The 305-nt window shown below is 44.3% G+C and carries 1 protein-coding gene; it reads left to right on the top strand.

Translation table 11 applies throughout. The features are described from left to right. Positions 1-305: transposase (locus FC26_RS05215; protein WP_157061072.1), on the top strand; the 305-nt coding region annotated here is incomplete at both ends.

Raw genomic sequence — 305 nt, 5'->3', positions numbered from 1 at the left:
AATATTGTTGCCAATCCTCGTTACTATCGTTCTGTTAGCGGGAAGTTGGCGAAAGCACAACGCAAGCTCTCTCGACGGGCACGACGTGCCAAACAAGAACATCGGCCGTTACGTGATGCCAAGAATTATCAGGAACAGCGTAACGTTGTTGCCGCTATTCAGCGTAAAATTGCTAATCGTCGCAAAAACTTTCTACATCTTGTCTCGACAACACTTATCAAGAACCACGATTTGGTTGTCGCTGAAGAACTTAGAAGTAGGAATATGTTACGAAATCACGCTCTGGCTATGAGTATTTCTGATGT

It is taken from the genome of Paucilactobacillus vaccinostercus DSM 20634, assembly GCF_001436295.1.
In the GTDB taxonomy this organism is placed as follows: Bacteria; Bacillota; Bacilli; order Lactobacillales; family Lactobacillaceae; genus Paucilactobacillus; species Paucilactobacillus vaccinostercus.
Note: the sequence above shows the minus strand (reverse complement) of the source record. Positions and strands in the feature narration are given on the sequence as shown.